The organism is Comamonas testosteroni (assembly GCF_000761245.1).
In the GTDB taxonomy this organism is placed as follows: domain Bacteria; phylum Pseudomonadota; class Gammaproteobacteria; order Burkholderiales; family Burkholderiaceae_C; genus Comamonas; species Comamonas testosteroni_C.
In genome coordinates, this window is the sequence record NZ_AWOR01000001.1 from 652,541 (window position 1) to 674,770 (window position 22,230).

At 60.6% G+C, this 22,230-nt stretch carries 20 protein-coding genes; 12 read left to right on the top strand and 8 right to left on the bottom strand.

Going from position 1 to position 22,230, the window contains the following annotated elements; translation table 11 throughout:
• The first annotated feature begins 2 nt into the window (after positions 1–2).
• The 3 genes from glp (at position 3) to P353_RS02940 (ending at position 2,005) form a co-directional block, all read left to right on the top strand.
• Positions 3–1,259, top strand: a complete 1,257-nt coding sequence (gene glp, locus P353_RS02930; protein WP_034365003.1) for a gephyrin-like molybdotransferase Glp — start codon at positions 3–5, stop codon at positions 1,257–1,259.
• A gap of 11 nt (positions 1,260–1,270) precedes the next feature.
• Entirely contained in the window at positions 1,271–1,525 is a 255-nt protein-coding gene (moaD, locus tag P353_RS02935; RefSeq protein ID WP_034365484.1) for a molybdopterin converting factor subunit 1, read from the top strand.
• A gap of 126 nt (positions 1,526–1,651) precedes the next feature.
• Positions 1,652–2,005, top strand: a complete 354-nt coding sequence (locus P353_RS02940) for a recombinase family protein (protein ID WP_080750404.1) — start codon at positions 1,652–1,654, stop codon at positions 2,003–2,005.
• A gap of 109 nt (positions 2,006–2,114) precedes the next feature.
• Here the strand turns inward: P353_RS02940 and P353_RS02945 are convergent, their stop codons facing one another.
• The gene (locus P353_RS02945) at positions 2,115–3,308 is read right to left on the bottom strand and encodes an MFS transporter (protein WP_034365006.1); all 1,194 of its coding nucleotides are present in this window, start codon (positions 3,306–3,308) and stop codon (positions 2,115–2,117) included.
• Positions 3,309–3,397: 89 nt separating this feature from the next.
• On the opposite strand from P353_RS02945, the gene P353_RS02950 reads away from it, so the two are divergent.
• Together P353_RS02950 and P353_RS29745 are read left to right on the top strand one after the other, a co-directional pair.
• Positions 3,398–3,970 (top strand): TetR/AcrR family transcriptional regulator, encoded by a 573-nt coding sequence (locus tag P353_RS02950; protein WP_198529009.1) that lies wholly within the window; start codon positions 3,398–3,400, stop codon positions 3,968–3,970.
• Positions 3,971–4,141: 171 nt separating this feature from the next.
• Positions 4,142–5,077 carry a GIY-YIG nuclease family protein gene (locus P353_RS29745; RefSeq protein WP_232776207.1) on the top strand — a complete coding sequence of 312 codons (936 nt, stop codon included), beginning with the start codon at positions 4,142–4,144 and terminating at the stop codon, positions 5,075–5,077.
• 84 nt (positions 5,078–5,161) lie between these two features.
• On the opposite strand, the gene P353_RS02965 is transcribed toward P353_RS29745, so the two are convergent.
• A complete protein-coding gene (locus tag P353_RS02965; protein WP_034365009.1) occupies positions 5,162–5,488 on the bottom strand; it encodes a hypothetical protein in 327 nt (108 codons plus the stop codon).
• Between the two features lie 13 nt (positions 5,489–5,501).
• On the bottom strand, positions 5,502–5,756 hold the full coding sequence (locus P353_RS02970; protein WP_003057869.1) for a hypothetical protein: 255 nt from the start codon (positions 5,754–5,756) through the stop codon (positions 5,502–5,504).
• Positions 5,757–5,809: 53 nt separating this feature from the next.
• On the opposite strand from P353_RS02970, the gene P353_RS02975 reads away from it, so the two are divergent.
• The 6 genes from P353_RS02975 to P353_RS03000 all read left to right on the top strand — a co-directional run bounded on the left by P353_RS02975 (position 5,810) and on the right by P353_RS03000 (position 13,340).
• A complete protein-coding gene (locus tag P353_RS02975) occupies positions 5,810–6,268 on the top strand; it encodes a molybdenum cofactor biosynthesis protein MoaE (RefSeq protein ID WP_034365493.1) in 459 nt (152 codons plus the stop codon).
• Positions 6,269–6,682: 414 nt separating this feature from the next.
• Entirely contained in the window at positions 6,683–9,295 is a 2,613-nt protein-coding gene (clpB, locus tag P353_RS02980; protein ID WP_034365011.1) for an ATP-dependent chaperone ClpB, read from the top strand.
• A 29-nt stretch (positions 9,296–9,324) separates the two neighbouring features.
• Positions 9,325–9,681: a hypothetical protein gene (locus tag P353_RS02985; RefSeq protein ID WP_034365014.1), complete on the top strand. Its 357-nt coding sequence runs from the start codon at positions 9,325–9,327 to the stop codon at positions 9,679–9,681.
• 179 nt (positions 9,682–9,860) lie between these two features.
• A complete protein-coding gene (locus tag P353_RS02990; protein ID WP_034365016.1) occupies positions 9,861–11,300 on the top strand; it encodes a coniferyl aldehyde dehydrogenase in 1,440 nt (479 codons plus the stop codon).
• Positions 11,301–11,567: 267 nt separating this feature from the next.
• Entirely contained in the window at positions 11,568–12,092 is a 525-nt protein-coding gene (locus P353_RS02995) for a GNAT family N-acetyltransferase (protein ID WP_034365018.1), read from the top strand.
• 33 nt (positions 12,093–12,125) lie between these two features.
• The gene (locus P353_RS03000) at positions 12,126–13,340 is read left to right on the top strand and encodes a methyltransferase (RefSeq protein ID WP_052084641.1); all 1,215 of its coding nucleotides are present in this window, start codon (positions 12,126–12,128) and stop codon (positions 13,338–13,340) included.
• Positions 13,341–13,373: 33 nt separating this feature from the next.
• Here the strand turns inward: P353_RS03000 and P353_RS03005 are convergent, their stop codons facing one another.
• Positions 13,374–13,985 carry a hypothetical protein gene (locus P353_RS03005; RefSeq protein ID WP_080750406.1) on the bottom strand — a complete coding sequence of 204 codons (612 nt, stop codon included), beginning with the start codon at positions 13,983–13,985 and terminating at the stop codon, positions 13,374–13,376.
• A gap of 172 nt (positions 13,986–14,157) precedes the next feature.
• On the opposite strand from P353_RS03005, the gene P353_RS03010 reads away from it, so the two are divergent.
• Positions 14,158–15,201 carry a tRNA dihydrouridine synthase gene (locus P353_RS03010; RefSeq protein ID WP_034365020.1) on the top strand — a complete coding sequence of 348 codons (1,044 nt, stop codon included), beginning with the start codon at positions 14,158–14,160 and terminating at the stop codon, positions 15,199–15,201.
• Here the strand turns inward: P353_RS03010 and P353_RS03015 are convergent.
• From P353_RS03015 to P353_RS03030, 4 genes are read right to left on the bottom strand one after another with little or no spacing between them, the layout of a single operon-like run.
• Entirely contained in the window at positions 15,155–16,870 is a 1,716-nt protein-coding gene (locus tag P353_RS03015) for a phospholipase D-like domain-containing protein (RefSeq protein ID WP_052084643.1), read from the bottom strand. The genes P353_RS03010 and P353_RS03015 overlap by 47 nt on opposite strands.
• Positions 16,871–16,922: 52 nt before the next feature.
• Positions 16,923–18,032, bottom strand: coding sequence for a bifunctional diaminohydroxyphosphoribosylaminopyrimidine deaminase/5-amino-6-(5-phosphoribosylamino)uracil reductase RibD (gene ribD, locus P353_RS03020; protein WP_034365024.1), 1,110 nt, complete (start codon positions 18,030–18,032; stop codon positions 16,923–16,925).
• 30 nt (positions 18,033–18,062) lie between these two features.
• Complete coding sequence (locus P353_RS03025; RefSeq protein WP_034365026.1) at positions 18,063–18,503, bottom strand: type IV pilin protein; 441 nt, start codon at positions 18,501–18,503, stop codon at positions 18,063–18,065.
• 31 nt (positions 18,504–18,534) lie between these two features.
• Positions 18,535–22,230, bottom strand: coding sequence for a pilus assembly protein (locus P353_RS03030; RefSeq protein WP_034365029.1), 3,696 nt, complete (start codon positions 22,228–22,230; stop codon positions 18,535–18,537).

Here is a 22,230-nt window from a genome sequence, read left to right on the forward strand (position 1 = left end):
CAATGCAAGCACCACAGACGCCTCGCAAGCCGCTCAAGCCTCTGGATGAAGCCCTGCAGGAGCTGCTGGCCCATGCCCAGCCCCAGGCTGGCGCACAGATGGTGGACACCTTTGATGCCGATGGCCGCGTGCTGCTGCAGGCCGCCGTCTCGCCGCTGCAGGTGCCGCCTCAGGACAACTCGGCCATGGACGGCTATGCCGTGCGCGCCACCGAATGCGCCGGCGGTACGGCGGTGCTGCCGGTGTCGCAGCGCATCCCTGCCGGCACCTCGCCCGAGGCGCTGGCCGCAGGCTCCGTCGCCCGCATCTTCACGGGCGCGCCCGTGCCGGCCGGGGCCGATGCCATCGTCATGCAGGAGGACTGCGAATTGCTCGAGGACGGCTGCGTGCGCATCAAGGCCCAGCCCCGTGCCGGACAGTGGATTCGCCGCGCGGGCGAAGATATCAGGCAGGGCGCGACCGTGATCGAGGCCGGCACCCGTCTCACGCCGGCCCATCTGGGCCTGGCTGCCAGCATGGGCTTTGCCAGCCTGCAGGTCGCACGCAAGCCGCGTGTGGCCTTGTTCTCCACTGGCGATGAACTGGTCATGCCCGGTACCGTGGCACCGCAGGACATGCCGGCGGGCAGCATCTACAACAGCAACCGATTCTTCCTGCGTGCATTGCTGTTGCGCATGGGCTGCGAGGTCACGGATCTGGGCATAGTGCCCGACGACCGCGAGGCCACGATTGCCGCGCTGGCCGATGCCGCCATGGACCACGATGTGATCGTCACCAGCGGCGGCGTCTCCGTGGGCGAGGAAGACCACATCAAGCCTGCGGTGCAGGAGTTGGGGCAGCTGGATCTCTGGCAGATCAACATCAAGCCCGGCAAGCCTTTTGCGTATGGCCGCGTCAATCGCGAGTCCGGCACGGGCTTTGCGCACTTCGTCGGCCTGCCGGGCAATCCGGTCTCCAGCTTTGTCACCTTCCAGGTGCTGGTGCGACCCTTTTTGCTGCGTCTGCAAGGCGTGCAGCATGTGCTGCCGCGTGCCATCGAAGCGCGCGCCGATTTCGAGTGGCCAAAGGGCGACAAGCGCAGAGAGTTTCTGCGAGTGCGCTACAACGAGCGTGGCGGGCTGGAGTTGTTCAGAAACCAGAGCTCGGGCGTGCTGACTTCCACGGCCTGGGGCGACGGCGTGGTGGACAACCCAGCCGGTACCACGATTGCCATGGGCGACAGCGTGCGCTTTATCCCGTTTGCCGAACTCATGGCCTGATGGAGTTGGAGATGAAGACCGTTACGATTCGATATTTCGCCTCTATCCGGGAAGCCTTGGGTACGGGCAGCGAAAGCCTGCAGACCCCGGCTGCCACCGTGGGAGCATTGCGCGAGCAATTGATGAGCCGCGGCGATGCGGCTGCCCAGGTGCTGGCTGCCGGCAAGGCCGTGCGCATGGCGTTGAACCAGGATATCTGTGATGCCGATGCCATGCTCAGCAATGGCGACGAAGTGGCGTTCTTCCCGCCTGTGACGGGCGGCTGATGAGCCCTTGAGCGCATGGCGGCGGCTCCAGGAGCTTTGCCGCTTGTTGCCTCACACACCGCTGCTGTACTGTTCCCGCAATGGTTGCGGGGTCAGGCCCTGAGTCATATACCCATCTCTAATGCCATGAGCGAAACCGCCGATTTGACCACTCCCGAAGTCAACCCCGAGATCAGTGCTCGCACCCGCAAGGCTTTGGCCCAGGCGCGCGAGCGCGGAGTCAAGCTGGGCACCGCCGGTGCGGCCAATATCCGCGCCACAGTGGAAAAACGCAAATCGGCGGCCGATGCCTTTGCCAGGCAGCACGAAGCGCTGTTCGCCGAATTGCAGCAGCAAGGTCTGACCCACCGCGCCATGGCGGCCGAACTCAATGCGCGGGGCATTGCGGCCGCCAAGGGCGGTGAGTGGACCCATGGCCAGGTGCAGCGCATTCTGAACCGCTATGCGGACTGGAAGGCTGCCGAGCCGATCCAGGCCTGAGGCCGTCATGCCGACCAAAAAAGCCGTGCTGCGTCAGCTGCACGGCTTTTTTGATGACGGTCGGGGGAGAATGAGTCAGGCAATGTAGAGCAAAGCCACAGCACACAGCTTATGTGCCATGCCGGGTGACCGCTTTCTGCCTTGTAGCAGCCAGTGCTAGCAAGCCCAGCACAATCAGCATCAGACCATAGCCATAGGTGGTGGGCACCAGCCCCAGGCTCTGGGTCAGCAGGCCTGCCGCAATGGCAGGCAGGCTGAAGGCCAGATAGCTCAGCACATAGATGGTGGACAGCAGGCCGCCGCGTTCATGCGGCTCGGCCAGTGGCAGCACGCTGCGCAGCGCCCCTTGAAAGCCCACGCCAAAGCCTGCACCGGCAATGATGGAGGCAGCCACCATCAGCGTCAGGCTGTGGCTGGCCACGCCCAGCAGCAGAATCACAATGCCCAGCGGCAGAACCGAACCACCAAAGCGCAGCATGCGCTGGGCCGTCCAGCGGCGAAGCAGCCAGATGGCCGCTGCGGCGCTCAGAGTGTTGATGCACACTGCCAGGCCTGCCATCTGGGTGGAGCCGGTGATCACGCGCAGCAGGGTGGGGCCTAGCGACAGATAAAAGCCCGCCAGCGCCCAGGCGGCAATATCCAGCGGTGCCATGCGCAGGAACGCCGGGCGGATATGCGAGGGAAGGCGAATGCGAGGGCGCATGGAGGCCACAGCCCCGCTGCGGCGGCTGACGGTTTCAGGCATCACTGCAATGGCCCAGGCCGATGCCGCAAATACCAGCAGGAGCCACCAGTAGATCTGGTGCAGCCCGTCGTGACCGTGGCTGGCCAGCTGGTTGGCGCCGAACACGCCGGCTGCCATACCCAGCATGGGAGACAGTGTATTGATCAGCGCACCGCGTTCGCGGTCCAGATCGAGCAGGGTCGCGCCCAGGGCTGCGCTGGCCATGCCGGTGGCAAAGCCCTGCACCACGCGCGACCAGAGCAGGGCTTGCGCATCCTGTGCATGGGCGAACATCAGCATGGAGATTGCCTCCAGTCCCAGGGCGGCAAGAATGACGGGGCGCCGGCCCAGGTAATCGGACAGTGCGCCCATGGTGAGCAGGGCGACCAGCAGGCTGAAGGCATAGACCGCGAAGATCAGGGTCAGCATGCCCGACGAAAAGCCCCAGGCCTGCTGGTAGAGCCGATACAAGGGCGTGGGAGCGCTGGATGCAGCGAGAAAGCTGGCCAGTGTCAGTGCGACAGCGGCCATATTGCGGGTGGTGGACGCCGCAGTCAGGGATATAGAGGATGTGGGCATGGGAAATCAGGCTCCGCTACCATAAAAGCAAAATTTTTGCGTTTGCGTATTCTGCGTTAATTCGCCATTAACGCAAATATTTAGCTTTAATGACCATGATTGCAAAAGACCCAGTCCAATCCCGGCCGGGCGGGCGCAGCTCCCGTGTACAGGCCAGCGTGCATCAGGCGGTGAGGAAACTGCTGGAGCGCATGCCGCGCGAGGAGCTGACCTTCCCGCTGATCGCCACCGAAGCCGGAGTGACGCCTTCCACGCTGTACCGCCGCTGGGGCGATCTGCCGCAGTTGCTGGCCGATGTGGCGCTGGAGCGCATCCGCCCCATCGCCGAGCCTGCGGACACGGGCAGCCTGCATGGCGACCTGCAGGCCTGGACCGAGCAATACATCGAGGAAATGGGCTCGCCTCTGGGTCGCACCTTGCTGCGCGATACCTTGGTGGCGACCCAGGAGGACCAGGTGACTTGCGCCTGCGTGGACATCATCCGCGACCAGCTTGGCATTGTGCTGAGCCGGGCCCGGGCGCGTGGCGAGTCGGGGCCCGATGTGGACACCATGCTGGACCAGTTGGTGGCACCCATCGTCTATCGCATTCTTTACGGTCTGCAGCCCGATGTGGCGTTCGGGCGCAAGCTGGTCGAGCAACTGAAACCTGCACAGCCCTGAGGCTCTTGCTCTAGAATCGCGGCTCACAGGTGCAAAGGGGCGCCTGCCCGCACAAGAGGCTCTCACCCTTGCTTTAGGCAGCGTGTTCACGCTCGATTTCGATGTTCTGTCAGACCATGGTTGTTCTAGGGGCCCAGCGCGGGAGGCTCCGATGCAACCTGGAGCACTGTCATGACTTCATCTCTTCATCCCCAGGCGCGGCGCGCGCTGACGCGGGACTACAAACAGGCTTTTCCTGCCATGGGCATCTACGCGGTGCGCTGCGATGCCGCTGACCTGTTGCGCCTGGGGGCCAGCCGCAATGTGGACGCAACGCTCAACCGTCTGCGGTTCGAGCTGAGCAATGGCTCCCGGCGCGATGCGGCACTAGCCCAGGCCTGGGCGTGCCATGGCGCGCAGGCATTTCGTTTTGAGGTGCTGGACCGCGTCAAGGAGCGCGTCGATCCCTTGTTCGACTATGACGCCGAACTTCAGGCCCTGTTGTCCCTGTGGCAGCAAGAGCTGCAAGGGGGGGCAGCCATGAGCAGCGAGGCCGTGAATGCCATGAGCTCAGGCCAAGCGCTGCCCGATGGTGCTGCAGCCATTGGTCACTCGGATCCGGTCATGGAGGCAGGTTCTGTTGCTGAATTCATTTCGCCGCAGACGCTGGTCAACGAGATCAAGGTGCGTGCCCGTGTGCGCTTGAGTCGTGCGCGGCGCGAGGGGGCTGCCGGCTCGGCCTCATTGCGCGACCACTTGCATCAGTCGGCGCGCGAGGTCGGCTTTGCCGGCTGGGAGCAGGCGCGTCTGGTGCTGGGAGCGCTGGCGGCTCCGGGTGATGACATGGGCAGCTTCTGGCATGTGCCGCGTAGCGGCATTCTTTTGCACATCTGGTTCAGCGAGTACGCGCAGGCGCGCAGCGTGCTCGCACAGCAGGCGGATGGCTTTTTGCTGCCTTATCGGCGCCAGTGCTTCATCGTGCAAGCGCCGTTCATCGAGGCTTTGGGCTTGAACCCGGCCGACCCGGCCTGGGCCGCCATAGGGCAAGATCTGGTCGCTGCCTATGGAACGCCTGCCTGGCTGGCTTTGGCCTGGCAGCGTCTGCATGCGCCTGCTGGAGCCTTCTGATCTGCTTCGGCGTGGAGGAAGCTCCTGAAGCTGGAGCGAAAAATGCCTGTCTGAAAGCGCTGAAAACCGGCTCCGTCCGGGCTTTCAGGCCGGGTCTGAAGGAGCGGAGAACTGCGGTGTACGCCATTCCAGCAGCTCGGCCAGACGCTGCACGATCCAGCCTGCCTCGGGCGCCGTGACGACCGAGCCCTCCGCGGCCAGGCCCGCATGCATGCCCAGCAGTACCTGCTCTTCGGAGGAGTTGCCCGAGTGATAGAGCGTCTGTGCCTGCTCGGTCAGATGGCTTGCCAGGTCTTCGCACAGCTCATAGCGTGCGACGACCTCGGCAATCGGGGCGGACAGCTTGCCGCTGCGCGTGCGAAACAGCTCGGCAAAGCTGGTCGGTGGCTGAATCTGGCTGGTGTCGTCCATAGCGCCTTGACCTTTAGCTCGGCTCGAACAGGCGCTCGAAGCGCTCGATGTCCACGGCCAGCTCGCAGGTAATGAGCTGGCCCGATTTGTTGTCGCGCTTGCGGTGGGCGGCAAACAGCGTGGCCTTGCCCTTGAAGTTGTAGTCGGGCAGATGGATCAGCTCATAGGGATAGGGCACAAAGAGCTGGAACTCGAAAATCATCCGGTGCTCATTGCGCGGAGATGGGTACAGCGTGTACTCCGGCAGATTGATGGTTTGTGTGGCCATGGCGCAATGCTAATGCGCCAGACATGCCCATGCTGGCCTGCGACAATGCAGGCATGACTGCAGCACGTGTATCCATTCAGACCCAGGACTTTGACCTCTCGGCCGAGATTGCCGCCCTGCGCGCCGGCGATGCACGCGTGGGCGCGGTCTGCAGCTTTGTCGGCACGGTGCGCGACCGCAACGAGGGCGATGCCGTCTCCAGCATGGAGCTCGAGCATTACCCCGGCATGACCGAGAAGTCGATCGAGGCCATCATCGACAAGGCCGTGACGCGCTTTGGTATCTATGGCGCGCGCGTGATTCACCGCATCGGCCTGCTGCAGCCCATGGACCAGATCGTGCTGGTGGCCGTGACCAGCGCCCACCGCGGCAAATCCTTCGAGGCCTGCGAATACATCATGGACTATCTGAAGTCCGAAGCGCCGTTCTGGAAAAAAGAGCAGACCGGGCAAGGCGCTCGCTGGGTGGATGCGCGTGTCAGTGACGAACAGGCATTGGCGCGGTGGCAATAAGAATGGCGGCAGCCGCCTGAGCACAGACCTGTACCGGTGCCAGGTCGCCCCGGGCCGTGTGGCCCCGACTGTGCTGTACCAGCGCATGTTTTTACAAACCATGAGTAAAAATGCCGCTGACGCCTATGTATAAAGCGCGAGAAGCTATGGCTTTTGATTACTCCCGGGTTTGCTGACTCTGGCAGGTATGGGGCCGCAATCTTGTGCATTGTGGGTTTGCGCCTACATTGGATCTGGCTTTGACGCGCGATGCTCGGATCTGGCCTCTGGCGCAGGGCTCTGTTTGATTTTTGTCAAATCACAGGCTTTCTGCCGTCTTCTGCGCCGCTTTATTGCCCTTTCCGGTCTTGAAATTCACCACCTGGCTATCAGATAAATCAGCAATGAATCTGATTGGAGCGAAAGCGACAAACCATGCGAATTGACAAACTGACGACCAAATTCCAAGAAGCCTTGGCCGACGCGCAGTCCCTGGCGCTCGGTGCTGATCAATCCACCATCGACCCTCTGCACCTGCTGGTGGCCATGCTGCGCCAGGACGATGGCCCGCGCGCGCTGCTGCAGCGCGCCGGCGGCAATGTGCAACAACTCAGGAACCTGGCCGAACAGGCCATGGCTGACCTGCCGCGCGTGCAGCAGCAAGGTGATGTGCAGGTCGGCTCCGAGCTGGCTCGCCTGCTGCAGGCTTCGGAGAAAGAAGCCCTCAAGCGCGGTGACCAGTTCATCGCCAGCGAGCTGTTTCTGCTGGCGCTGGCCGATGCCGCAGGCTCGGCCACGCGTGCCGGTGCCTTGCTCAAGCAAAGCGGCGTGAGTAAATCCAGCCTGGAAGCGGCCATCAATGCCGTGCGAGGAGGTCAGAACGTGGACAGTGCGGAAGCCGAAGGCCAGCGCGAAGCGCTCAAGAAATATACGCTGGACCTGACCGAGCGCGCCCGCAGCGGCAAGCTGGACCCGGTGATCGGCCGCGACGACGAAATCCGCCGTGCCATCCAGGTGCTGCAGCGGCGCAGCAAGAACAACCCCGTGCTCATCGGCGAGCCCGGTGTGGGCAAGACCGCCATTGTCGAAGGCCTGGCCCAGCGCATCGTGGCCGGCGAGGTGCCCGAGAGCCTGCAGAACAAGCGCGTGCTGTCGCTGGACATGGCGGGTCTGCTGGCCGGTGCCAAGTACCGCGGCGACTTCGAGGAGCGCCTCAAATCCGTGCTCAAGGAAATCGCACAGGACGAAGGCCGCATCATCCTTTTCATCGACGAAATCCACACCATGGTGGGCGCCGGCAAGGCCGATGGCGCCATGGATGCCGGCAATATGCTCAAGCCCGCACTGGCGCGCGGCGAGCTGCATTGCGTGGGTGCGACCACGCTCGATGAATACCGCAAGTACATCGAAAAGGATGCTGCGCTGGAGCGCCGCTTCCAGAAGGTCATCGTGGACGAGCCTTCGGTGGAGGACACGATTGCCATTCTGCGCGGCCTGCAGGTGAAGTACGAGGCGCATCACAACGTCGACATCACCGACCCCGCTATCGTTGCCGCAGCGGAGCTGAGCCATCGCTACATCACCGACCGCTTCCTGCCTGACAAGGCCATCGACCTGATCGACGAGGCTGCGGCCAAGATCAAGATCGAAATGGACTCCAAGCCCGAGGTGATGGACAAGCTCGAGCGCCGCATGATTCAGCTCAAGATCGAGCGCGAAGCCATGAAGCGCGAAAAGGACGAGGCTTCGCAAAAGCGTCTGCAGCTGATCGAGGAAGAGCTGGAGAGCCTGGAGCGCGAGTACGCCGACCTCGAGGAGATCTGGAAGGCCGAGAAGGCCAGCGCCCTGGGCTCGGAGCAGATCCGCAAGGAAGTGGACCAGTTGCGCATCCAGATCGAGGAGTTCAAGCGCAAGGGCGACTTCAACAAGGTGGCCGAGTTGCAGTACGGCAAGCTGCCGGCACTCGAAAAGCAGTTGCACGAAGCCCAGGCCAAGGAAGAGGGCCAGGACGGCGCGACGGCCAACAAGCTGCTGCGCACCCAGGTCGGAGCCGAAGAGATCGCCGAGGTGGTGAGCCGTGCCACGGGCATCCCCGTAGCCAAGATGATGCAGGGCGAAAAAGACAAGCTGCTGCACATGGAAGACAAGCTGCACGAGCGCGTGGTGGGTCAGGAGGAGGCGATCTCTGCCGTGGCCAATGCCATCCGCCGCTCGCGCTCGGGCCTGTCCGATCCCAATCGGCCCACCGGCTCCTTCCTGTTCCTGGGTCCCACAGGCGTGGGCAAGACCGAGCTGTGCAAGGCGCTGGCAGGATTTTTGTTCGACAGCGAGGACCATCTGGTGCGTATTGACATGAGTGAATTCATGGAAAAGCACTCTGTGGCACGCTTGATCGGTGCGCCTCCCGGCTATGTGGGCTACGAAGAGGGCGGCTACCTGACGGAAGCCGTGCGTCGCAAGCCCTATAGCGTGCTGCTGCTGGACGAGGTGGAGAAAGCCCACCCCGATGTCTTCAATGTGTTGCTGCAGGTTCTGGACGATGGTCGATTGACCGACGGCCAGGGCCGCACGGTGGACTTCAAGAACACAGTGATCGTGATGACCAGCAATATCGGCTCACATCTGATACAGGCCATGGTTGGCGAGGATGCCGATGATGTGAAGGAAGCGGTCTGGGGGGAACTTAAAAACCATTTCCGACCCGAATTCTTGAACCGTATCGATGAAACTGTGGTCTTCCATGCACTGGATGCCAAGAACATCGAGGCGATTGCCAGAATTCAGCTGAAGTTGCTGGAAAACCGTCTGCAGAAGATGGAACTGAGCATGCAGGTGTCCGAGCAAGCCCTGGCCGAGCTGGCCAAGGTGGGCTTCGATCCCGTGTTCGGTGCCCGTCCGCTCAAGCGCGCCATCCAGCAGCGTATTGAAAACCCGCTGTCCAAGTTGTTACTCGAAGGAAAGTTCCCGCCCAAGAGTACGATAGCTGTGACAGTCGACCCGGTGAATGATCCCGGGGTGTTCCGGTTCGAGTCCGCAGGCACTGCCTGAGGCCCCGAACCTTAGAAAGAGGTATTGCTTTGAACGATTTCGCCGCCACTGCAACCCGTTGGGCCGTCCGCATCATGCTGATGCTGCTGGGCCTGGTGTTCTTCCTGTGCCTGATGGCCGTGGCCTGCCTCATTGCCCTGGCCTGGGGCGTGCGCGCCCTGTGGGCCAGACTCACGGGCCAGCCCGTGGTGCCCATGAGCATGGGTGCCATGAGTCCCTTCGCCGGCTGGCAGACGGTGTACCGCTCGGGGGCCGAGTGGATGGCGCAATCGTCGGGCAATGCCGACGCCAGAAAGGATGGGCGTGAAGCCCGCGGGCGTCGCGGCGTTCTGCCAGGTAGCGGCGATGTCACCGATGTGCAGCCGCGCGAGGTGCACGAGTCGTAATGACAAGCCCTTGCACAGGCTTCATACTTTGGAGCCAGTGAGGCACAAAAGGCCGCAGGCTGGTTTCGCGGTCAACACACAAGAGCCTGTGCAGTGTTGCATCAGGCTCTTTTTTTACGCTGTGTTTACGCAGTCTCGCGTTATGGTCGGGATTGTGATCTTGGGATTTTCAGACAGGCATGAACTACATGGACTTGCACCGCATTTTTGACTTGCAGTACCAAGCCAGCCGCACGCAGGTCGATGTACCTTTGCTGGTGCGCCGGGAGAGGCTGCTGCGTCTGCAGAAGCTGCTGGACCAGAATGGCCCGGCCTTGTGCGCGGCGGTGGAGCAGGACTTTGGTGTGCGCTCCGAGCGCTGGACCGAAATGCTGGATCTGATGCTGGTGCGCAATATGCTCAGGCACACGCTCAAGCATCTGCCCAAGTGGAGCAAGCGCCAGCGCGTGCGCACGCCGCTGATGCTGCAGCCCGGCAAGGCCTGGGTGGAGCGCCAGCCTCTGGGCGTGGTGGGCATCATCTCGCCCTGGAACTATCCGCTGCAGCTATCGCTGGCGCCGGCCATCACGGCGCTGGCGGCGGGCAATCGCGTGATGCTCAAGCCCAGCGAGCTGACGCCGCAGACCTCGGCAAAAATGGCCGAGCTGGTCGCCCAGTTCTTTGCACCCGAAGAGTTCTGCGTGATCGAGGGCGATGTGGCCGTGGCCACGCAGTTCTCGGGCCTGCAGTTCGATCACCTGCTGTTCACCGGCTCCACGGCCGTGGGGCGGCGCGTGGCGCAGGCGGCAGCCGTGCACCTGACGCCCACCACGCTGGAGCTCGGGGGCAAGTCGCCCTGCATCATTGCGCAGGACTGCGATATGCAGGCCGCTGCGCTCAAGGTGGCCTACGGCAAGCTGGTCAATGCCGGGCAGACCTGCATCGCTCCCGACTATGTGCTGCTGCCGCGCGGCAAGGAGCAGGAGTTTGCCGAGGCCTATCAGGCGGCGGTGCAACAGCTGTACCCACGCATCTCGGGCAACCCGGACTACACGGCCATCATCAGCAAGCGCCATCTGGCACGACTCAAGCAGATGCTGCGCCAGGCACAAAGCCTGGGAGCGCAGGTGCACTGGATGCATGAAGCGGCTGCCCCCGCTGCAGACGGTGACACCACGGCCTGGGGCGAGGCCGTGGAGAGGCAGTTCGCTCCGGCGCTGGTGTTCGGTGCCACGGGCGAAATGCAGCTGATGCAGGAAGAGATCTTCGGCCCCATCCTGCCCGTGATCTCCTACGAGCATATTGAAGACGTGATCAATGCCATCAACGCGAGCCCGCGTCCGCTGGCGCTGTACTGGTTTGGCAACGACGAGGCAGAGCGCGATGCGGTGTTGATGCGCACCGTCAGCGGAGGCGTCTGCGTGAACGACACCTTGCTGCATGTGGCGCACGAGAACTTGCCGTTCGGCGGTGTCGGCGACAGTGGCTGGGGTGCCTATCACGCAGAGCAGGGCTTTTTGCGCTTTGTGCACCAGAAGGCGGTTTTCGTGCAGTCGCGCTGGGCGGCGACTTCCCTGCTGTACCCGCCGTTCGGGGAAAAATTCGATCGGGTGATGGACCTAATGCGACGCTGGCTCTGAAATTTCTTGGCCGTCGCGCAGGGATTGAGCGCTTCGATGCTGTCGTGAGCGCTTGCCAGATTGTCATCAAATGTGACGCAAACCATTGATGGTTGCGGGCTTGCTGCTCTGCTTAGTGGAGCGCATAGCACATAGATTGCGCCATAGCAAGAAATTGCGAACAGCCGCAGTTGAGCAAATGGCTAACCACTGCACCGCGTGCCAAAACTCTGAATCTGTAGACAATTACGCCCTTCTATTCTTACATGTTTCCGCCCCGGTTTTTCCATGTCTAGTATCCAGGTCCGTCCCGCTACTCTTCGCGATGCAAAAGCGATTGCCCAGATCCATACTGCTTCCGCACTGGAGGCTTATCGAGGTCTGGTTCCCGATGATCAACTGAAGGCCATGTCCTCGGTTGAAAAGCGCCAGGCTTACTGGCGCGAAGCTATTGAATACTGTGAGCCACAGGTCCAGGTCGCCATTGACGGCGACAAGATCGTTGGCTTTGTCGGCTTTGACCGTTCCCGTGATGAAAAGTCCCGCCAGACCACAGGCGAGATCTGGGCTATCTATGCAGCTCCCTCGCACTGGAATCAAGGTGTTGGCGTTGCCCTGTGGGACGCCGCCCGAGATGGTCTGTTGGAGGAAGGCTGCACCAATGTGACAGCCTGGATTCCGCTGCGCAACGAGCGTGCCCTGCGTTTCCATGAAATGGCAGGCTTCAAGCGTGAAATGTCCACGGCCAAGACGGCTGTGATTGGCAGCCTCAAGATTGAAGAAGTGCGCGTCAAGCGTCCTCTGAACGGCTGATCACAGCGTTCAGCACTCACTGAAAGACAGGCCGTGACGTCTCCCAATAGTAAGCTCGCGGCCTCGGTCTGCGCTCCCGCATCTGCTTTCGACCTGCTGCAATGGCAGGAGCAAGCTCAGGCTCATACGGCTTTGTGGCGCAGCGAAAGCAGCTTGCCCAAGCCCCGTCGCATCGAAGTTGCCGATGACACCATGCCCGCTGATACGGCGTTTCGCCATATCAGCGAAGGTGCGTCGCTGCTGTGGCGCGGTGATTTTCAGAACGCGCGTCAGCTGTTGCTGGCACTGGGCCGCAGACTTGACAAGAAGTCGCGACGCAAGAGTCCGGCAAAAAGCCCTGCCGCATCAGGTTTTCCCCACGCTTTTCATCTGTACCGCCAGTCCCAGGCACAGCGTGCGCGCTTGCTGGCCAGCATTCTGATCGAGCTGGATGTGCAATGGCATTGCGCCTTGCGCCGGGCTCCGGACTGGAGTCAGGCCTGCTCCGAGGCCTGGGGCACAGTTGCGGCCGAAGCGCATGCGCAGTCCGTGCTGGTGCCGCTGCGCGATCTGCTGGGTGTGGTCGGTGCCCATGAGTGGCGCAAGAAGGGGGTGGAGATTCCTGCCCTGGATGGCGCCCGCATTCATGCGCACTACGGTGTTTTCTCGCCCGTGCGCGGCGAGTACCTCGATCTGGTTGCGCGTGCGAGCATTCCCGCTGCCGGTCTTCAGCAGGCCTGGGATATTGGTGTCGGCACGGGCGTGCTCTCGGCATTGCTGCTCAAGCGCGGCGTGAAGTCGGTAGTCGCCACCGATACCAGCGAGCGTGCGCTGGCCTGTGCCTGCGAGAATCTGCAGCGCCTGGGTCATGCTTCCCGGGTGGAGTTGCAGCATGCCGATCTGTTTGCGCAAGGGCAGGCCGGCCTGATCGTCTGCAACCCGCCCTGGCTGCCGGGAAAGGCCGCATCGGTGCTCGATCAGGCGATTTATGACGAAGACAGCCGCATGCTGCGCGGCTTTCTGCAAGGGCTGGCGGCGCATCTGCTGCCAGGCGGCGAAGGCTGGCTCATCATCTCCGACCTGGCCGAGCATCTGAAGCTGCGCACGCGTGACGAGCTGCTGGGCTGGATTGAAGCGGCTGGCCTCAAGGTGCTGGGGCGCGACGATGTCCGCCCGCACCATGGCAAGGTGCAGGATCGCGAAGATCCCTTGCACGCTGCGCGCGCGGTCGAAGTGACCTCACTCTGGCGTCTGGCTGCTGCCGGCTGACGCCGGGGCGCCGGCCGCTGGGCCGCCAGAAAGCTAGGCCGTTGCGCCTTGCAGTTCCTGGCAGGGCGGATCGGCGGCCTGCCCATGCGCCAGCAAGGCCGCCAGCCTCTCGCGTAGCGAATGTGCGCGCTCTTCGCCCGCATATTCCTCTACCGCCGCCAACAGGCTGATGCCTGCGCTGCGCAAGCTGCTCAGGTCTCTGGCCTCGCGCAGCTGGGTGCGCAATGTCTGGGCCAGGGCCTCATGGCGGTTGGCAAACAGGCGCTCGCACATATCGAATAAATACATGCGCGTGCCCGCCATATTGATGGCCGGCACTGAGCTGGCGGCTTGCTCGGCTGGCGCCAGGGCTGGTGTGGCCGGGCCGTCTCCAACTTTGGCCAGAGAGGTTGCTGGAGGGGTGGCCATGCTGCGCTCTTTGGAGGCGCTGGCTGGCATCAGCTGAAGATATCCCTGCTCCACCAATTGCTGGGCCATTGCGGCATGATCGCTGCCCAGCATGGCAGCAAGTTCTTCCATGCTCTTGCCGCCGGCCAGCAACAGCAGGGAGCGCGCGCGCTGCGGCAGCTGGCGCGATCCGGGCTGAAGTTCCTCCTGGGCCTTGGCGGTTTTCTGCAAAATCATGACTGGTTCTGTCTGGCGCATCACAAGTGCGGATGCGCTATTGCATGAGCTGACGATGACACTGGTGTGAATCTGCGCCAATTCGCAGTGGATCGGCTAGTCATTACTGCCCAAGCTTGCCAATTGCTTCTGAATTAATAGCTGCTGGCGTTTTCTGAATAAGCGCTGCAGGTCAATCTGATTTGAATCTGAAATGAGACTGCTGCTTGCGCCCATGGAAGGGCTGCTGGATTTTGTGTTGCGCGATGTGCTGACCCGCGTGGGCGGCGCGGATCGCTGCGTGTCCGAGTTCATTCGCATCAGCGGCTCGCTGCTGCCGGACAAGGTCTATCTGCGTACCATGCCCGAGCTGCGCAACGGCAGCAGGACGCTGGCCGGCGTGCCGGTGCGGGCGCAACTGCTGGGCTCAGACCCGGTCAGTATGGCCGAGAACGCGGCCAATCTGGCGCGCCTGGGGCCCGAGGGCATTGATCTGAATTTCGGCTGCCCGGCCAAGGTGGTCAACCGCCATGGCGGCGGTGCATCGCTGCTGCAGGATCCCGAGCAGATCGTGCGCGTGGTGGATGCCGTGCGCCGTGCCGTACCCGCGCAGATGCCGGTGTCGGCCAAGATGCGGTTGGGCTTTAACGACCGCGCGTTGATGATCGAGTGCGCCCAGGCCATGGAGCAGGGCGGTGCCTGTGAGATCGTCGTCCATGCGCGCACCAAGCTGGACGGCTATCGTCCGCCGGCCTATTGGGAAGAGATTCCGCGCATCCGCGAGGCGGTGGGCGTGAATGTGGTGGCCAATGGCGAGATCTGGACCGTGGAGGAGGCCTTGCGCTGCCGCGAAGTCTCCGGCTGTGACGATCTGATGCTCGGGCGCGGCATTGTGGCCGACCCGGGCCTGGCCCTGGCCCTGCGCCGCGCCGTGGGGCAGGGCAGTGGCACGGCGGCCGCTGGCATTGACTGGCTGGCGCTGGTGCCCCAGGTGCAGCGTTTTTGGCATATGGTCTGCGAGGATCTGGAGCCGCGCCAGCGTGCGGGTCGCCTCAAGCAGTGGCTCAATCTCATGCGCAGGCGCTTTCCCGAGGCCGAGCTGGCTTATCAGGAAGTGCGCACCCAGACCGATCAACGCGCCATCAGCGACTGGGTGCAGGCACTGCCGCTGCGCGATCTGCTGCAGGAATGGGCTTGGCCGCAAACCACGCCTAAAGCAGACTGTCCGGAGCCAGAGGCCCGAGCAGCTGCAGCATGAGGCGCAGACCCAGGCTGGCATCGGGTTCGGAATATGAATCACTGAGCCCGCTGTCCTGAGGCGCACGCCAGACCAGCTCTCCCTTGGGGTCCAGGTCCACCCGCCAGCTGTTTTCGGGCAGGCTTTCATCGATGCTGTCGCCGGCCAGCTGGCTGAAGCGGCGGCTGGCGATCAGCACGGCGATCTCGGTGTTCTGCAGCTGTGAGCGCATGTCCAGATTCATGGAGCCCACGGCGACCAGACGTCCGTCTATGACCAGCAGCTTGGTGTGCAGCATGGCCCGCGAGGCCCCGGCGCTGCCCCCGCTGGAGCCCGTGGTGCCTGCGCGCAATGCCGAGCGTACATTGGCCGCTTCGCTGCGCATTTCATGCAGCTCGATGCCCATCTCCAGCAGCGCCTTGCGGTGACGCGCATAGCCGGCATGGGCCAGCGGCGCATCGTTGGAGGCCAGCGAATTGGTCAGTACCCGGATGCGGACACCTTTGCTGCGTGCGGTGCGAAAGGCATCCATGATCTCCTGCCCCGGCACGAAGTAGGGCGAAACCACCAGCAAGTCCTGCCTGGCGGAGCGAATCAGGGCCAGCAGACCATCGACCACCGATTCGGCATTCAGCGCCGGTGTGGCGGAGGGGGGCGGACTGGATGCTTCGTCGGCCTTGAGCACGGCTGCCCCGGCGGGCTCGCTGGTGGTCGATCGTTCCGCACCCTCGGCGGGGATCTTGGTCGGGCTGTCCGCCAGCACCATGGCCTGGGCCCAGATCCATGGGATCTGGTTCAGGTTCATGGACCCGTCTTCGGACTCCGGTCCGGCGATGCCGGTGCCCGGGGCTGGCGCTGCTTCGGTTTTGGCGTCTTCCTGGTCAAACTGGGTCTTGAGCTTGAGCAGGTCCGGCTCGCTGATCAGCGACTGCACAGGGTAGGCGCGCACATTGTTCCAGTAGCGGTCGAAGCTGCGCGACAAATCCTTGACGACGGGGCCGCCGGCCAGGACATCGAGATCGACAAAATTGCCCACATTGGACGCATCAAAGTAGGCGTCGCCCAGATTGCGTCCGCCAATCACGGCCAGGGTGTTGTCGGCCACAAACAGCTTGTTGTGCATGCGCTGCTGCGCGCGCTGAAAGTCGGTCAGCAGCGTCCAGGCCCGGCCGATGGTGGAGGCGCGCGAGCCGGCCAGCGGGTTGAACATGCGCATCTCCACATTGGGCACAAAAGCCAGGCGCATGACCTGCGCATCGGGCCCCGTGCTGTGGAAGTCGTCCAGCAGCACGCGTACGCGCACGCCGCGCCGGGCCGCCTGCACGACCGCGCGCAGCAGTCGCCCGGTACTTTGGTCTGCATGGATGGCGTAGTACTGCAGATCCAGCGTCTTCTGTGCGTTTTCCACCAGCGCCATGCGGCTGCTGAGGGCATGCCTGGGGCCGGAGAGCAAGGCAAAAGCCGAGGCATCTGGCTTTGCCTTGGCCGGGCGAGCCTGAGAGATGAACAGGCCCAGCTCGGTGCTTTGGGGCTGGCTCAGTGCGGCGCTGACGGGGCGCTCCACGTCCTTGGGCAGCGACGCTGCGCAACCCGTGAGCAGCAACGCGATAAAAGCGCCGGCAAGCAGTGCCAGACACTTTGGCCGCCGCAACGGCTGCAGTCGTGACGATGTGGAGATGGAAGCCGTCATTGCTGCTTTGTAACCCATGATGACCGAGTGCACATGTCGGACACAGACTGCGCTAGAACTGCTCTCGGCCCTGGACTCTGGCAACAATGCGCAGGTCCGGTCCCAGGCGGGCGACATCATGGAACACCAGTGGCAGGCCCTGGTCCAGGCTGTCGAGCGGGCCGAAGTTGGCAATACCCATGGCACCCGTGCCCAGCAGCCTGGGGGCTTGATAGAAGAGAAGCTCATCGACCAGACCTTCGCGAATCAGTGAGCCGTTGAGCTTGAAGCCTGCTTCCACATGCAGCTCATTCGTGCCGCGCTGGGCCAGATCGCGCAGCATGGCCGCCAGATCCACCTTGCCAGCTGCGTTCGGCATATCAATAACCGTAGCGCCTAGCGCCTGCAGTTGCTCGATCTTGGACTGATTTGTGCTGCAGGTGTAGATAAGGCAACCGCTAGGTGCTTTCAAAACATGAGCATCCAGTGGCATATCCAGCTTGCTGTCTACCACGGCAATGCGTGGCAGGCGTGGCGTGTCTACATCCCGCACATTCAGGCGCGGATTGTCTTCAAGCACCGTGCCTATGCCGGTCAGAATCGTGCAGGCACGGGCACGCCAGGCATGTCCGTCGGCCCGGGCGGCCGCCGAGGTGATCCACTGGCTTTGGCCGTTGTGCAAGGCAGTGACGCCATCCAGCGAGCTGGCAGCCTTCATGCGCACCCAGGGCGTGCTGCGAATCATGCGGCTGAAAAAGCCGATATTGAGTTCGCGTGACTCAGTTCCGCCGGGGCCGATCTCCACCTCCACACCCGCAGCGCGCAGCCGCTCGAAGCCCTGGCCGGCCACCTGTGGATTGGGATCCGTCAGCGCCCCCACCACCTTGCCGATGCCGGCGGCGATCAAGGCGTCGCAGCAGGGGCCGGTGCGGCCATGGTGCGAGCACGGCTCCAGCGTCACATAGGCCGTGGCCCCACGCACATCGTTGCCTTTGGAAGCCGCGTCGCGCAGAGCCATCACCTCGGCGTGCGGGCCACCGGCCTGCTGGGTAAAGCCCTGGCCGATGATGCGGTCCGAGGCATCGACGATCACGCAGCCAACGCGCGGGTTGGGCGAGGAAAGAAAAAGCGCCTGAGCAGCCTGCTCAAGCGCTTTGTTCATGAAGTGGGCAGAGGGTGTCATGCCCAGGATGGTAATGCAGAGGTGCCGGGCTTACTTGGTCCAGCAATCCGAGGCCGTGGTGCCGCTTGCCACATTGTCAGCACTCCTCACCCCTGTGTTGCTGAGGGTGAAGTCTCCGCACTTGTCCGTTGCCTGAGCTCCTGGATCTTTGCGTTTGGCGATCAAAGTGTAGGCGGCAGTAGAGCTGGCTTTCATTTCGATCTGGTAGCGCTTGCTGGAGTCGGTGGACCAGGACAGGTTGGCGGGTAGCACCTTGGTGAGGTCTGCATTGGTTGGATATACCCCGGTTGCCGTGGCTGCACGCTCCATCCATAGCTGGGCTTGCAGCAGGCCTGCTCGTGCGTCGGCTCTGTGACCGCGGCGAACATATTCGGTATAGCTGGGATAGGCAATGGCACTCAGCATGCCGACGACCGCGACCACAATCATCAGCTCGATCAGCGTGAAGCCTTTTTGTTGGTTCTTTTGCATTTTCAATTTCTCCTCATGAAGCGCGCAGCCATCAACGCAGCTGACGCCAACTGGGGCGCAGCGACTGCTCGGGCATGCGTGCCAGCATCTCTTTATCGTTCTTGGTGTCGATATCTGCGATCTTGTTTTTCTGGGCGATTAGCGTGTGGGAGCCTTTGCTCACCTTGACGCGAGACACATTCAGATCCAGCGAGTTGTAGAGACCGTCGTTGTTTTTATCAACGATCTGAACCGATGGACGAAGCCCATCCATGATGTTGATGAAGGTGCGGTACTGGCGCTCTCCATCCACGGTACTGGACTCGCAGCTTTCGACATTGGGATCGACATCTGTACCCTTGGCCGGAACCTGGGAGTAGATAGCCAGGATATTGCTGCCGTCATAGAACTCCATGGGTTTGAGCTGACGCTCCCCTACGGCCGGCAAGTCCAGATACCAGCCGTTGTAGTTGGCCCAGGTGCTGGTGGTGAGCTTGTTGTCGTCATTACTTGCTCCAACGGTGCCAAAGTCACCGTTGCTCAGTTCCGTAATGCTTTGTTGAGCAAGTTTGGCTGCGGTTACGCCGGTTCCCAAGGCCGTGGGGACTGGAATGCAGGTTCCGTTGGGGGTTGTGCAGGATGTATTGCCACTATTGACTTGTACGCGTGGGCCAAGGCTTGTGGTAATCAAGTTGTAGCGTGTGTTGTCCAGGACGGAGTAAATGGTTTGCACATTCCGGTTGTTTTCGTCAGCTTTGGTAGCGTTGCGGCCTGTGCCAAAAGCAACCATCATGCCGCCTACAGCAATGGTTTTCTTGTCGTTGCCCGTTCCAATGGTCATTTTCCGGTCGTTGGCACGCACAGTTGGTGGGGCCGTAATGGACTGGACAAGAGTTCTGGCGCTGTTCAAGGATGCGGGGCCTTGCGCAGTGAATAATGGCCTTCCGCTGAAAGCGACTCCCCAGTTGCTTGCATCAGCACTGGTGAGATCAAACTTCCACATATTTCCCAAGTTATCACCAGCGTATGCAATATCAGGCAATCCATCACCATTGAGGTCAACCAAGCGGGGGGCAGCCAGGCCATTGTCGTTGGCAATGCCACTACCTGTACCAATGTCTGCAGTACTCGCATCAACGGCGCCTACGACAGGGATACGCTTGAGTTCCATATCGTTGTCCAGATACTGAATCAGCAATACGGGGCGCTGGTTGCTGCTGTTGTAGCCGTTACCCATAACAACTGCCCAGCGGTTGTTATTCATGCGCGTGATCTGTGTGGTGCGCATAGGGTTGTTCTCATCAGCGACGGGTGTTGCTGTGATGTTACCAATGTCACGATCCTCCGATACTGCTTTGGCGCAGGCCGTCTTTTCGGGAGTACTCATGCCAGTCAATGAGCAGTTGGGTGCTGCTGCGGCATTCATCGCCGCATCAGTACTGCGAGTTCGGTCTAATTTGACGAGGCTCGAAGCCGCTGTCGTGGAAAAGCTATCTGGGTTGGTGACATCCAAAACAAAATAACCTTTTCCGCCAGCGCCCAGTGAACCAACCAGCATTGTTCTCCAGTTGTTGCCAGGGTTGGTGTCTGTGTCGATGTTTGAGCCGATATAGATATCCCCTGTCATTGGGGAGCCGTCAACAAAATTGCGATGCTTTTGGTTGTATGTGGGGTCTGTAAGACGACCTAAGCTAGGGATGATTCCCTGCGGAATGTATGCAATTTTCTCTGTGCCATCAGCAGCAGAGAATCCATGCAGCATTCCATCATTGCCACCTGCATAAATCATCGGCGTTCTTGTACCCTTGGATCGGGTGAAGTCGGTATAGCCCTTTAAAGCGTAGTTGCTCGAAGGAGCGCCAGTAAACCAGATAATTGAGTTGATGATGTCTCCTTGGATACTCTTGCGCTCACGAAACGGCTTGGTTGCTGTGTAGCCAGTGCTCTCAGAGCCTTCAAGGGTGCGTATGCCTCGTATAAAGTTCAGGCGGTTTTGCCCAGTTGCTGCACCTTCGTCGGTTCCAGATCCATCAGGCCTCTTCTGTAACCATAGCTTTTGGGCTGTGCTTAGTGTGGATTCATCATTTGCCCACAGGAATGGAACGCCACCTTGATACTTGTCCTCGCTGCCCCATTTGTCACTCCAACTGAGGATGGTTCTGCTGGTTGTGTTTTTTGTGGCACCTGTTGCATTTAAGGCGTCAAGCTTTTCTGCCGTATTCTGACCACCCCATCCAGGAGTAGATATTATCGATCCATCTGTTCTGACAGTTTCAGCCTTGATGAAACCTTTCCAGCCATTTTTTGGTTCATAATTTCCTGTGAACTTTCCAACGTCATATCGCGTATTATTAGATCCACTTGTAGCGGTGGACGTCATATCTGGGTCAGTTTGGGTGTTGATTTGCCCAAAAATTTCACGGAATGCTTTTTCTAGATCTTCACCTTTCTCAACAGCATAAAAGCGCCCACGACCATTTAAGGCAGCATGCCAAAGATCAAGAGATCTCTTGTTTTCATTATCCATCGCAGGCCAGGATTTGTTTCCTGTAACGAAATCAAGAAAGCTTCCATTGTATCCAAATGGAACTTTATTAGACGGTGCATTAATGTCAGATGCGCCAGGCCAAGTTACAGCCATATTGCTGAATCCAATGGTGTAGGTGACCATATGGGGCCAGTTGGCAGGGTTGAACTTGGGGTTCCAGTATCTCTCTAAAATTGCATCGTTGCCTTTTGAGTCTTTTCCGAAATTTTCTTGTTGAGGGGCATTGTCATATTCGGGAGAGGGTTGTATGGATCCTTTTAATCCTTTAACTCCATTTGCCTCGTCTTTTGCTGTTTGTAATGGCGTTCCCCAGCTGTAGAAAGCCCAATCAGCTAGGGTTTCTGTGTGGGAGTCTCTATATAAATATGTCTTTTTTTGTTGGGCTTGTGTTCCACCATAAATGGTTCCATCTGGTAGGGTGATGTTGGTTGCATTATCTCGACGATTTGTGTCGCCGATGTCATATGATGTATTGTTCCAGCGGCCATCCGTCATCATGATATGGTAGTTTCGACGACAACCGAGGTAGGGTGTAGCTTGACTCCCTGGGTCTGATGCCCAGGGACTATTTATTGATAAGTCGCGACGCATGTAGGCGTCGGCTTGTTTGAACATTAAATGGGAAGGTGTGCCATTATTTGCATCTAATCCATTAATGAAGCTAATGAAGTTATTTCTATGCGCTTCTCCTAAGAAGCGCATAGAATTTTGGTTCATTTTATCGGAGTCGACATTTTTTGCGTCAGCTGCGCTTCCGTTATTCCACATGGCTTGCCAAGATAGACGAATTTTTCTATCTGGGAGTAAATTTCTATCTCGGAAAACGCCGCCTTCCCAAGTTCCATCGCTCTTTTGTGCTCCAATTAATGCATATTTAAGAACATTAATGCGGCGGCTTGTTACGGGCCAAGTTCCATCTGCATTTGGCTGAGATTCATTGGTGGCGCCACCCCAAATTGCGTTGCCTCTTCTGTCATAGCCTGTAATTACGCATTTGGATGAGCTTTCTGCATTTGAGCAGTAGTCCATGCTTCCAGAGTCGTCGACGGAGATAATCACATTAGGTGTGACGTAGGGCTGCACTGTGCCCGGAGGCGCCTGAAGCAACTCGATGGATGTTGCGATCGAGGGTATTAGAACTGCACCTGCTGCTATGGCAAGTGACTTTCTTTTGAAGTGAGCGGGCATTTTTTTTTGCAT

Coding starts and splice junctions, on each gene's coding strand:
- glp (WP_034365003.1), top strand. CDS start 3: ATGCAAGCACCACAGACGCCTCGCAAGCCGCTCAAGCCTCTGGATGAA.
- moaD (WP_034365484.1), top strand. CDS start 1,271: ATGAAGACCGTTACGATTCGATATTTCGCCTCTATCCGGGAAGCCTTG.
- P353_RS02940 (WP_080750404.1), top strand. CDS start 1,652: ATGAGCGAAACCGCCGATTTGACCACTCCCGAAGTCAACCCCGAGATC.
- P353_RS02945 (WP_034365006.1), bottom strand. CDS start 3,308: ATGCCCACATCCTCTATATCCCTGACTGCGGCGTCCACCACCCGCAAT.
- P353_RS02950 (WP_198529009.1), top strand. CDS start 3,398: ATGACCATGATTGCAAAAGACCCAGTCCAATCCCGGCCGGGCGGGCGC.
- P353_RS29745 (WP_232776207.1), top strand. CDS start 4,142: ATGACTTCATCTCTTCATCCCCAGGCGCGGCGCGCGCTGACGCGGGAC.
- P353_RS02965 (WP_034365009.1), bottom strand. CDS start 5,488: ATGGACGACACCAGCCAGATTCAGCCACCGACCAGCTTTGCCGAGCTG.
- P353_RS02970 (WP_003057869.1), bottom strand. CDS start 5,756: ATGGCCACACAAACCATCAATCTGCCGGAGTACACGCTGTACCCATCT.
- P353_RS02975 (WP_034365493.1), top strand. CDS start 5,810: ATGACTGCAGCACGTGTATCCATTCAGACCCAGGACTTTGACCTCTCG.
- clpB (WP_034365011.1), top strand. CDS start 6,683: ATGCGAATTGACAAACTGACGACCAAATTCCAAGAAGCCTTGGCCGAC.
- P353_RS02990 (WP_034365016.1), top strand. CDS start 9,861: ATGAACTACATGGACTTGCACCGCATTTTTGACTTGCAGTACCAAGCC.
- P353_RS02995 (WP_034365018.1), top strand. CDS start 11,568: ATGTCTAGTATCCAGGTCCGTCCCGCTACTCTTCGCGATGCAAAAGCG.
- P353_RS03005 (WP_080750406.1), bottom strand. CDS start 13,985: ATGCGCCAGACAGAACCAGTCATGATTTTGCAGAAAACCGCCAAGGCC.
- P353_RS03010 (WP_034365020.1), top strand. CDS start 14,158: ATGAGACTGCTGCTTGCGCCCATGGAAGGGCTGCTGGATTTTGTGTTG.
- P353_RS03015 (WP_052084643.1), bottom strand. CDS start 16,870: ATGACGGCTTCCATCTCCACATCGTCACGACTGCAGCCGTTGCGGCGG.
- ribD (WP_034365024.1), bottom strand. CDS start 18,032: ATGACACCCTCTGCCCACTTCATGAACAAAGCGCTTGAGCAGGCTGCT.
- P353_RS03025 (WP_034365026.1), bottom strand. CDS start 18,503: ATGCAAAAGAACCAACAAAAAGGCTTCACGCTGATCGAGCTGATGATT.
- P353_RS03030 (WP_034365029.1), bottom strand. CDS start 22,230: ATGCAAAAAAAAATGCCCGCTCACTTCAAAAGAAAGTCACTTGCCATA.